Source organism: Clostridium boliviensis, from assembly GCF_033342255.1.
GTDB lineage: Bacteria > Bacillota > Clostridia > Lachnospirales > Lachnospiraceae > Lacrimispora > Lacrimispora boliviensis.
Genome location: NZ_JAWONS010000206.1, coordinates 1 through 11,297, shown reverse-complemented (window position 1 = coordinate 11,297; position 11,297 = coordinate 1). Strand labels below are relative to the sequence as shown.

Genomic DNA, 11,297 nt, shown 5'->3' with positions numbered 1-11,297 from the left:
TGGGAAGTGATGTTTCGGAGATAGTGGTGGCATGGTGAGGCTGGTGTGACCCAGGAACTTCTAGAGCGCGGTATCCTCCATTCCATCCAGGTTTCAAAATACATTTCCAAGGTGGCAGCATTATCCTCAAAGAAATGATCATATAACTTTTCAATTAACCCTTCGTATGTATTGCTAGCACCAGCGGAGGTTTAGCCGGACAGGATTGGAATGTAATTCAGCAACCGATTCAGACCAGTGAAGGAATAATAATATCGGGATTTCAGGCAAACATAAAGGAATCAGATAAGAAAGTGTTAGGGGGCGTTACAAACGTTACTTAATGCCGGCAATATGACCGAACTCGGTAAGGCAATTGATACATGTTCCCATGAGCGTATGCTGGTATGAGGGGCTTATTGACACAGAAATGTTACTAATGAAAATGAAAGACTATGTGTTTTTATGAAATGATTCTGTTTTAGCATTGAAGTATGTGCATTGCTTGGGTATAATAAAAGTAAGTAAAAATCTGCGCAGGGAGAAATATGTAAATGACTGTTTCAGAAAGTTTGAAAGTAGTAGAAGATTTTGCAGCTTCTAAAGACAAAAGTATCCACAGACAGATCAGTATAATGTCCTGATATTTGGCGGCTTTCTCACGGAACGCTAATCTGACATAGACATAGGTATTTTCTCATGATACCCAGCTTTGCTGCAGGAAAATGTTATAATGAAAAAGTTAATTTCAATAAACGGTTTATATCTCATGAAGATTGGCTGAAATACAGAAAACAGGGAATCGGCTGGTCTTATGCAGGTGTTATTCAATAGATAGATTTTTATGGACTAGAGTGTAGAAGGGAGAATGTCTTATGTACTTATTAAACTCATTTACAGTAAAAAGCATGACTCTGCGCAACCGTATCGTTATGCCCCCGATGTGTATGTACAGTGCCGGTACCGATGGTATGCCAAATGAATTTCATTTTACCCACTATACCTCCCGTGCGGTTGGCGGAGCGGGGCTGATAATTATGGAGGCCACCGGTGTCTTACCGTGGGGACGTATATCTGATCATTGTTTGGGACTTTGGAATGATAATCAGGTAAAAGCGCTTGCTCCAATTATTGCCGCCTGCCAGAAACAGGGAGCAAAAATGGCGATTCAGCTTAATCATGCGGGGCGCAAATGTGGAGCCCAGGAAAAAGCAATATACGCCCCCAGTGCGATTCCGTTCAGTAAGGATTCTCCCATGCCCCTTGAGATGACGGAAGAGGATATTCAGGATACGGTTAGTGCATTTCGCAGCGCAGCTGCACGGGCAGCTGAAATCGGTTTTGATGCGATAGAAATTCATGGTGCCCATGGCTATCTCATCAGCGAATTCTTGTCGCCGTTGACAAACCATCGAACAGATGGTTATGGTGGATCAACGGAAAAACGATGCCGTATACTGATTGACATACTAAAGGCAGTACATGAGGTTTGGCCAGATGAAAAACCGGTTTTATTGCGTGTATCTGCTGAAGATTATGAACCCGATGGCATGCATAAGGAAGAAATGTCTGAAATTATTGAGTTGGTGAAGTCCTATATTGACGTGCTGGATGTAAGTACAGGCGGAGTTGTGCCCACACCGCCGACAGCAATCTATCCAGGATACCAGGTAAAAATTGCCGAGTGGCTGAAACAAAAATGCGGTTTGCCTGTGGCTGCGGTTGGTCTGATTACGGACCCGCATCAGGTTGAGGAAATTCTGGGGGGAGGACGGGCAGATCTGGTTGCTTTAGGCCGTGAACTTCTGCGTGATCCTTACTGGGTACTGCATACAGCTCGGGATTTAGAAGTCGAATATCCGTGGCCGGAGCAGTATCTGCGTGGTTTTCAGGCAAGAAAATAATGCATGAAAGATAATGTGTTGTCGGCGGGTATTCTTATTACGAAGTATAAATTAAAAAATTGGTCGGTGCTGCGTTCGTTATTAATTACTGCGTTTCTACAGTTAAAATGCGGATTTGTTTGTTGTGCTTATGAATGCAAGAACCTCAAAATATATATATTATTACTAAAAAAGTGCAATATGGGACGATGCAATTATTGAAAATATAAAAAAGGCATTGACAAGAAGAATAAACAATTGTATATTTAGATTCAGGAAACCGTTTTCCGAAGGAGGCTATTTGATGGTATCTATAAATGATGTGGCGAAAAAGGCAGGGGTAGCAAAATCAACGGTCTCTAAGGTTTTAAACAATTATTCTCTGGTGAGTGAAGAGACCAGATTAAAGGTGGAAAAAGTTGTTGAAGAGTTGGGATATGTACCGAACTCAGTTGCCATATCCCTCTCTAAAAAGGAATTTAACCGGGTAGGGCTGATTGTTGATATCCGGCATAATAGTGAGTTTGTCGAAGAAATCAATATGCAGCATCTGACAGGCGCTTTTGAAAAAGCGAAAGAATATCGCATAGAAGTGGTAACATTTTTTAGTTCCCAGTTTGAAGAGATGAACTACAAAGAGGTTACTAATTTTTTGAAATCCCAAAGGATTAATTGTTTGATTATATATAATTTATCTATAGAAAATAAAAACATATATAAGATTATTGAGAAGCAAGAGTTTTTTTGTGTTTTGGTTGACTCACCCATCACCAATGCAAGAACTTCATCTGTATCCATCGATCACTTTCAGGCACAGTATGATGTGGCGAAGAAGACCTTTGATGAGAATGAATACATTAATCATGTGCTTTATATTGCGGGCGGTGCAGGTGGATACATAACCAACCGGAGATTAGAGGCTATGAAGAAGCTCCAGGAGGAGTATCATTTTGAATTAATTATACAGTATGGTGATTTTAATGAATATAAAGCAAGAGAGATCACACAAAAGTATGCTTCCAGGATCAATGTGGTTGTATGTGCATCAGACTTAATGGCAATCGGTGCGGTATTTGCATTGAGGGAGATGGATTTATTCCGTCCTGTATGCGGTTTTGACGGTATTCGATTAATGGGTTATACCCAAATAGCTATGAATACAGTGAAACAGGATTTTAACAGGAAGTCTAAGCAGGCTTTTGATGAACTCAAGAAATTGCTTAATGGAGAAATGGGCAGACATGTCCTGGTGCCTTATGAGCTATGTAAAATTAATTATATGGATGTTATTCAGAAATAGGGGTAATATCAATATAATTTTTTTTCAGAATACGGAAACCGTTTTCCGTAAAAACTGCAGCCAATTTGCTAGAAAAGGAGAAGCTGTTATATGAGAGAAGCAGGAATGTTATTACCTTTATCGTCGCTGCCGTCCAATCATGGAATCGGAGATATGGGCAGGTATAGTTATGAATTAATAGATTTATTGGAAAAAAGCGGATTTCATATATGGCAGATCCTGCCGTTAAATCCCTTGGGGTATGGTAATTCGCCCTATCAGCCCTACTCTTCTTTTGCAGGAGATGAGATCTATATCAGCCTGGAAGAGTTGTTTTTAGAAGGTTTATTAAAGAAAGAACCACCAAAATTTATGGAGCACAGTTCCTGTGTGGATTATGAAAAAGTAAGGGCATTTAAAGGGCTTTATTTAAAAAAAGCATTTGAACACTTTATACCGACGAGAGAGTATAAGGATTTTGCCGCACAGGAATGGGTGTACGTATATGCAGTTTTCCTTACCTTGAAAAAGCAGAATCACCTAAAATGTTGGAATGAATGGAGCATGGAACAAAAAGAATGGATCAGGGATAAAAAGTATGACATCTCTGCTTACAACAAGGAAATTAAGTATGAGATGTTTGTACAATACCAATTCTATAAACAATGGATGAAATTAAAGAATTATGCCAACAATCATGGGATCAAGATTATGGGAGATATTCCGTTCTATGTCGGAATCGATTCTTTGGATGTATGGATTAATCAGGAATGTTTCTTACTGGATTCAGATGGAAGACCGGTCTTTATCGCAGGGGTACCGCCGGATTACTTTAGCGAAACTGGACAAAGATGGGGGAATCCGATTTATGATTGGGAATACCTAAAGGAAACTAACTATGGCTTCTGGATTGACCGTATTGCATATAACAGTAAACTTTTTGATTACATTCGAATTGATCATTTCAGGGCGTTTGATACTTATTGGAGCATTCCTTCTACCTGTGATACGGCGGTTGAAGGAAAATGGATTGAGGCACCTGGTTATGAAGTCTTTGACTTGATCAAAGAAAAATTTCCCCGGCTGGAAATCATTGCAGAAGATTTGGGAGATTTACGAAAAGAGGTACATGTATTAAAGAATCATTATCAATTAAAGGGAATGAAGATTATACAGTTTACTTTTGATCCGAAGGAAAATAACAATGACTTTGAAGATGTACGCAATATGGTGATCTATACAGGAAGCCACGATAATCAGACAATTCGCGGCTGGTATACTTCACAGGAAGAAGAAACCCAGGCTGCAATCAGAGAAAAATTAGAAAAGCTTGGTTATAAGGATAAGACCATTTCAAAGCGTTTCCTTAAATTAACCTTTGACAGTATTGCAGACATTGCCATTGTTCCGGTACAGGATGTGATTGACCTGGGAGATGAAGGCAGAATCAATACACCGGGTACACTGGGGTCCCCTAACTGGGAATGGAAGTTAAAAAGCTTTGACGAGTTCAAACAGGAAATTAACAGTATCAGGGATCTGATACGAAGAAGTAATCGGTTAGCTAAATAGCACAAACTATTTAGGACTTGAAACTGGAGGTTAGCAGGTATTCTTGAAAGGTGTGGTAGTTGTAATGTTAGAAAAAAAGGTTCAGGATCGATACGGAAAAAAACTTCAGGAATGCAGTAATGAGGAAATCTACTTGGTGCTTTTGGAAATGACAAAAAGCATGGCAGATCAAAAGCAGGGGGAAGAGAGTAAGAAGAAGGTTTACTACATATCGGCTGAGTTTTTGATCGGTAAGTTATTATCCAATAACTTAATCAACTTGGGTATTTACGATAAAGTGAGAAGGGAATTGGTTCAAAATGGAAAATCAATTACAGAAATCGAGAATGTAGAATTGGAACCGTCTTTGGGTAATGGCGGTCTGGGAAGACTGGCTGCTTGTTTTCTGGATTCCATTGCCAGCCTTGGATTAAGCGGCGACGGTATTGGATTAAATTACCACTTAGGGTTATTCCGTCAGTTATTTAGTGAGAATCTGCAAAAGGAAACCACAAACCCATGGATTACCAGAGATAGCTGGTTAACAAAGACAGGCACTTCATATACGGTTACCTTCAAAGACTTTTCAGTCACTTCAACGTTATATGATATTGCAGTAACTGGTTACCAGAATCGAACCAATTACCTGCATTTGTTTGACGTTGATACAGTGGATGAGTCCATTGTAAGAGAGGGGATTTCCTTTGACAAAGAGGACATCAGGCGAAATCTTACTCTGTTCTTATACCCGGATGACAGTGATGAGAAGGGGGAATTGCTTAGAATTTACCAACAGTACTTTATGGTAAGCAATGGGGCACAGATGATTATTGAAGAATGTGAGAAAAAGGGAAGTTCATTAAAGGATTTAAATGAATATGCGGTAATTCAAATCAATGATACCCACCCAACCATGATCATTCCTGAACTGATCCGTTTACTGACACAGAGGGGAATTAACATAGAGGAAGCGATCCAGATAGTTTCTAAGACCTGCGCTTATACCAATCATACAATCTTAGCGGAGGCTTTGGAAAAATGGCCAATTCGGTATTTAGAAAAGGTAGTGCCTCATCTGCTTCCCATTATTGAAGTACTGGATCAAAAGGTCAGAAGTAAATTTGATGATCCATCTGTATATATCATCGACAGTGAGAACCGGGTGCACATGGCTCACATTGATATCCATTACGGCTTTAGTGTAAACGGTGTTGCAGGCCTGCACACGGAAATCCTGAAACAGAATGAACTCAATAGTTTTTATAAAATATATCCGCAGAAATTTAACAATAAAACCAATGGGATTACGTTCAGGCGCTGGCTGTTGCATTGTAACTATCCATTGACTTCCTTTATCAGCGAATTGATTGATGACGGATTTAAGAAAGATGCAGATCAATTGGAGAAGCTTCTGGCGTTTAAAGAAGACAGCAAAGTATTAAATACATTGCTTCAGATAAAAAATGAGAATAAGAAAGTTCTAAAAGAGTACTTAATGCAGACACAGGGAATTCAGATAAATGAGAACTCCATATTTGATATTCAAATCAAGCGCTTACATGAATATAAAAGACAACAGATGAATGCACTATATATTATTTATAAATATTTGGAAATCAAAAAAGGCAATAAGCCCAAAACGCCGATTACAATCATATTTGGTGCAAAAGCAGCTCCTGGATATGTCATAGCTAAAGATATTATTCATTTGATTTTATGTTTGCAGGACGTGATTTTCAAGGATCCGGAAGTGAATCCTTACCTAAACGTAGTCATGGTTGAAAATTACAATGTTACGTTAGCAGAAAAGCTGATTCCTGCCTGTGAGATTTCCGAACAGATCTCTTTGGCCTCCAAGGAAGCAAGCGGTACAGGGAATATGAAGCTCATGTTAAACGGAGCAATTACCTTAGGAACTATGGATGGTGCCAATGTCGAAATAGCAGATTTGGTAGGGAAAGATAATATTTATATCTTTGGGAAATCGAGTGAAGAAGTCATTGCTCATTACGATAAACATGATTATGCAGCAAAAAAAATTTATGAAAAAGACCAATTGATCCATAATCTGGTTGACTTTATTGTAAGTCAAACCCTGATGGAAGTCGGCAGGAAAGAGTATCTGGAACGCTTACATCATGAACTTATTTCAAAGGATTGGTTCATGTCTTTACTGGATTTGAGAGAGTACATCTCAAAAAAGGAAGAAATCATTGAAGATTATGAAGACCGGGTTAAATGGTCAAAGATGATGTTGGAAAACATCAGTCGTGCCGGGTATTTCTCATCCGACAGAACAATCAGGGGTTATAATCAGGATATTTGGAAATTATCATGAAAATCAAAACTTTTATTAAGGGGAGGTATTTTATGAAAAAAATTTTTTTAGCCTTACTTATGGTCGCTGCAATGGTAGTATCTTCTTCTGCCTGCAGTAAGAATGTTTCAAACAGTGGTACAACTCCGGGAAAGTCAGACTCAACCAAAACGGGGGAAGCAGAGCCTGTAACATTAAAAATATGGGCTCCCGAAAATCAAATTCAGACAGGAACTCTGGATTCTATGACAAAATCCTTCCAGGCATTACACCCTGAATGGAATATTACATTTAATGTTGAAACACAAGGGGAAGACACTTTAAAAGATGAAATATTAAAAGATGTATCAGCAGCCGGTGATGTCTTCTTCTTTGCAAGTGACCAGTTAAATGAGTTAATCAATGCAGGAGCTATTGCCAGACTTGGCGGAAGCACAGAAGAAATGGTTAAATCCACTATGGAGGAATCTGTTGTAAAAACAGTAACAAAAGACGATGCAATCTATGGGATTCCTTTTACTCATAATACCTTCATTATGTATTATGATAAATCATTGTTAAGCAAGGATGACGTAAAATCCATAGAAGGCATTATGGCAAAAGATACGGGTGATAAAGTCTATAATTTCTGCTTTGACTCCGCTGCCGGCTGGAAATTAGGTGCATGGTACTACGGTGCAGGCTTAACCATCTATGGTGAAAGCCAGACAGATTTTGCAGCTGGTGCTAACTGGAATAATCCGACCGGCGTTGCTGTAACAAATTACTTAATTGACCTAATAAATAATCCAAAAACAGCATATGCAGATGATGTTTCTCTTTCTGAATTAACAGCTGATCACAGAATAGGTGCGTGGTTTGACGGTTCCTGGAACTATAATCTTTATAAGAATGCTTTAGGCGATGACTTGGGGTTGGCAGTAATCCCGACTTTCAATCCGGACGGAAATGATTATCAGTTAAAAAGCTTCTACGGTTCCAAGGCAATCGGCGTTAACTCTCAGTCAAAAAATCCTGCAGCAGCAGTAGCATTCGCAGCTTATCTTGGAAGCGAAGATATGCAGTTAGAGCGTTATGAGAAGAGTGGTCAGGTACCTACCAATCTTAAAGCAGGAGAATCAGAAGAATTACAGGCGGATGAAGTGGCAAAGGTTATGATAGAGGAAGTAAAAACTGCATCTGTTATGCAGCCTGCATCTGTAGAATTCAGTTCAAAGTACTGGGCTAATGTTGCCGGCATTGCAACTGAAATAAAATCTGGTGAGTTAAACAAAGAAAATGTACAGAAAAAGTTAGATATATTTGTAGATGCACTAAAGGTAGTTCATTAAAGTTCTCATTCTATCTTAAAAAGGAGTTGGAGATCATGTTTCGCAAAAAGAAAACGAAGTCAGATATTAACGCACCGCTGCGTGATATAGGGGGAATTACCGCTTTTATTCAAGGAAATACGATAACAAAATTATCTGTCCTGGTATTTGGGTTAGGTAATCTGGTTCATAAACAGGTTATTCGTGGTTTGCTTATGCTTTTCGTAGAAATTGCTTATATTTATTACATGATTACGGCTGGTTTTAATTCCATTGCAGATTTTATAACATTGGGAACTACGGTACAAGCGGAAGTTTTTAATGAAGCAAAGCAGATTTATGAATATGCACCAGGGGATAATTCTATGTTATGTCTGCTCTATGGTGTTGTAACAATATTTCTGACTCTTGGTTTTATTCTTTTTGCAATGGCTTCTGTAAGAAGTGCTTATGTAACACAGAAAAATATAGAATATGGCAAGGCAGTTCCTTCTTTCAAAGAAGATTTAGCATCTTTGTCAGAGCAAAACTTACATAAATCCCTTTTGTTTTTACCGGTTTCAGGCGTCTTATGTTTTACGATTGTTCCCCTTGTTTTTATGGTATTAATTGCATTTACTAACTACGATAAAAACCATCAGACGCCAGGGAATCTCTTTGACTGGGTTGGCTTTAAAAACTTTTCGGCAATGTTTGCTCAAAACGGTACCTTATCTGACACATTCTGGCCGGTACTTAACTGGACCATCATATGGGCATTATTTGCTACATTTTCCTGTTACATTTTCGGAATGTTGTTAGCTATTGTAATCAATCGTGAAGGTACCAGATATAAAAAGTTTTGGAGATTTATCTTTATCATGTCCATAGCAGTGCCTCAGTTTGTATCGCTACTCACCATGAGAACGATCTTCAATACCAATGGTCCGGTGAATGCAATGATGCGTAATATCGGTATCATTGGACCGACGGAGGCAATCCCGTTTTTTACTGATCCGACACTGGCTAAGATTACAATTATCTGTATTAATATCTGGATCGGTGTTCCTTTTTCCATGTTAACAACAACAGGTATTCTGCAAAATATACCCAAAGATTTATACGAGGCTGCAAAGGTGGATGGCGCAAATGCAATTGTCACATTTATCAAAATAACATTACCTTATATGCTGTTTATCACAACACCATATTTAATTACATCTTTTGTCGGAAATATCAATAATTTTAACGTTATCTTTTTATTATCAGGCGGCGGACCGGAATCACTGGAATACTATTATGCCGGTAAAACAGATTTGTTAGTAACCTGGTTATATAAATTGACCATTACGAATAAGGATTACAATTTAGGTGCCGTTATCGGGATTGTAGTCTTTATCATACTGGCAATATTATCATTATTAACTTATCGTCACTCAGGTTCTTATAAAGATGAGGAGGCTTTCCAATAATGAAGAGAGATACAAAATCTTTAAAAAGAAGACAATTTATTAATAATACCATTGTTCATGTATTTTTGGGGATTCTTGGATTTATATGGGTTCTGCCGATTTTCTTTGTTATCCTTACTTCTTTTCGTGCAGAAGGCGGCTCCTATAAAAGCTATATATTGCCAAGAGGATATACGCTGAACAATTATAAGAAATTATTTGATTCCGCAGGCAGCTTAAATTATGAAAAATGGTTTTTCAACACATTAATCGTAGCAACATGTTCTTGCTTACTATCTGCTTTTTTTGTATTATGTGTCGCTTATGTAACATCCAGGCTAAGATTCAAAATGCGTAAAAAAATAATGAATATTGCCTTGATACTTGGTATGTTTCCTGGTTTCATGTCAATGTATGCAGTTTACTATATATTAAAGGGATTTGGATTTTTAGAGGCAGGTCCTTTAAAACTTGTTGCCCTGATTATGGTATATTCAGGAAGTTCGGGGCTGGGATACCTGGTCGTCAAGGGCTTTTTTGATACCATTCCGAAGACAATCGACGAAGCCGCTTTTATCGATGGTGCAACTAAGTGGGAGGTATTTCGTAAGATAACAATCCCTCTATCCAGGCCGATTATTGTTACAACACTTTTAACCTCTTTTATGGGACCTTGGGTGGACTATATTTTTGCAAAGGTGATATTGGGACAGGACAGACAGTATTACACCATTGCTATCGGATTATGGACCATGCTGGAGAAAGAATTTGTGGAATATTATTATACCCAGTTCTTTGCAGGCTGTGTATTGATCTCAATACCAATTTCATTTATCTTTTTGTTTTCACAAAAATTCTATGTGGAGGGAATGTCAGGTGCTGTCAAAGGTTAATTCTTAGAGTCTTTATTATTTATTTAATTATAAACTAAACAAGGGAAACAGCCATGGCTGTTTCCCTTGTTTAATTTAAGATAGTTTTTCAATCCAAGCAGCAAAAGCAGCTAAAAAACCGTCCAAAAATTCTTTGGTAGCTTCGTTATTTAACTCCCCATTTTCATCGATCAATGTATGAAAAGAACCAATATACGCTTCGGGTTGAGCGAGAGTTAAAACATTTAGAAAAGCCAGTACCTGCCGTAAATGATGATTTGCCCCAAAACCGCCTATGCCACCTGGTGACTGACTGATTACGGCACCTGGCTTGCCGCTCCAGACATTTTCACCATAAGGTCTGGAACCAATGTCAAGAGCGTTTTTCAGCGCTGCAGGAATAGAACGGTTATGTTCTGGTGTAATGAATAGTACGGCGTCTAGATTTTTTACTTCATTTCGAAATACGGTGTATTCATTCAGGTCTTCATTATCAAGATCCTGATTATAAAGAGGAAGTTTTCCAATATCGATGATTTTAAAAACATAACCTTCCGGCCCGTGATTTTTCACATAGTCTGCAATGCTTCCGGAAAATGAATTTTTCCTCAAACTACCATTAATAATTCCAATTGTCTTACTCATAAAATATACCTCCATTTTTAGTTTAAATTCT

8 protein-coding genes are annotated in these 11,297 nt (G+C 38.3%); 7 read left to right on the top strand and 1 reads right to left on the bottom strand.

The window, feature by feature from the left end; genetic code table 11:
- Positions 1 to 854: 854 nt before the first annotated feature.
- The 7 genes from namA to RZO55_RS12510 all read left to right on the top strand — a co-directional run bounded on the left by namA (position 855) and on the right by RZO55_RS12510 (position 10,642).
- Complete coding sequence (gene namA / locus RZO55_RS12540; RefSeq protein ID WP_318064623.1) at positions 855 to 1,883, top strand: NADPH dehydrogenase NamA; 1,029 nt, start codon at positions 855 to 857, stop codon at positions 1,881 to 1,883.
- 283 nt (positions 1,884 to 2,166) lie between these two features.
- Entirely contained in the window at positions 2,167 to 3,162 is a 996-nt protein-coding gene (locus tag RZO55_RS12535; protein ID WP_318064622.1) for a LacI family DNA-binding transcriptional regulator, read from the top strand.
- A gap of 90 nt (positions 3,163 to 3,252) precedes the next feature.
- Positions 3,253 to 4,713: a 4-alpha-glucanotransferase gene (gene malQ / locus RZO55_RS12530; RefSeq protein WP_318064621.1), complete on the top strand. Its 1,461-nt coding sequence runs from the start codon at positions 3,253 to 3,255 to the stop codon at positions 4,711 to 4,713.
- A gap of 64 nt (positions 4,714 to 4,777) precedes the next feature.
- Positions 4,778 to 7,030 (top strand): glycogen/starch/alpha-glucan phosphorylase, encoded by a 2,253-nt coding sequence (locus RZO55_RS12525; protein WP_318064624.1) that lies wholly within the window; start codon positions 4,778 to 4,780, stop codon positions 7,028 to 7,030.
- Between the two features lie 32 nt (positions 7,031 to 7,062).
- Positions 7,063 to 8,340: an extracellular solute-binding protein gene (locus tag RZO55_RS12520; RefSeq protein ID WP_318064620.1), complete on the top strand. Its 1,278-nt coding sequence runs from the start codon at positions 7,063 to 7,065 to the stop codon at positions 8,338 to 8,340.
- Positions 8,341 to 8,375: 35 nt separating this feature from the next.
- Positions 8,376 to 9,770: a carbohydrate ABC transporter permease gene (locus tag RZO55_RS12515; RefSeq protein ID WP_318064619.1), complete on the top strand. Its 1,395-nt coding sequence runs from the start codon at positions 8,376 to 8,378 to the stop codon at positions 9,768 to 9,770.
- Positions 9,770 to 10,642 (top strand): sugar ABC transporter permease, encoded by an 873-nt coding sequence (locus RZO55_RS12510; RefSeq protein WP_318064618.1) that lies wholly within the window; start codon positions 9,770 to 9,772, stop codon positions 10,640 to 10,642. Before RZO55_RS12515 ends, RZO55_RS12510 begins: the two co-directional genes overlap by 1 nt.
- Positions 10,643 to 10,717: 75 nt before the next feature.
- On the opposite strand, the gene RZO55_RS12505 is transcribed toward RZO55_RS12510, so the two are convergent.
- Positions 10,718 to 11,266 carry an NADPH-dependent FMN reductase gene (locus RZO55_RS12505; RefSeq protein ID WP_439100052.1) on the bottom strand — a complete coding sequence of 183 codons (549 nt, stop codon included), beginning with the start codon at positions 11,264 to 11,266 and terminating at the stop codon, positions 10,718 to 10,720.
- Between the last annotated feature and the right edge of the window lie 31 nt (positions 11,267 to 11,297).

Excerpts from the sequence above, each read along its gene's own strand:
- namA (WP_318064623.1), top strand. The coding sequence starts at position 855 with ATGTACTTATTAAACTCATTTACAGTAAAAAGCATGACTCTGCGCAAC.
- RZO55_RS12535 (WP_318064622.1), top strand. The coding sequence starts at position 2,167 with ATGGTATCTATAAATGATGTGGCGAAAAAGGCAGGGGTAGCAAAATCA.
- malQ (WP_318064621.1), top strand. The coding sequence starts at position 3,253 with ATGAGAGAAGCAGGAATGTTATTACCTTTATCGTCGCTGCCGTCCAAT.
- RZO55_RS12525 (WP_318064624.1), top strand. The coding sequence starts at position 4,778 with ATGTTAGAAAAAAAGGTTCAGGATCGATACGGAAAAAAACTTCAGGAA.
- RZO55_RS12520 (WP_318064620.1), top strand. The coding sequence starts at position 7,063 with ATGAAAAAAATTTTTTTAGCCTTACTTATGGTCGCTGCAATGGTAGTA.
- RZO55_RS12515 (WP_318064619.1), top strand. The coding sequence starts at position 8,376 with ATGTTTCGCAAAAAGAAAACGAAGTCAGATATTAACGCACCGCTGCGT.
- RZO55_RS12510 (WP_318064618.1), top strand. The coding sequence starts at position 9,770 with ATGAAGAGAGATACAAAATCTTTAAAAAGAAGACAATTTATTAATAAT.
- RZO55_RS12505 (WP_439100052.1), bottom strand. The coding sequence starts at position 11,266 with ATGAGTAAGACAATTGGAATTATTAATGGTAGTTTGAGGAAAAATTCA.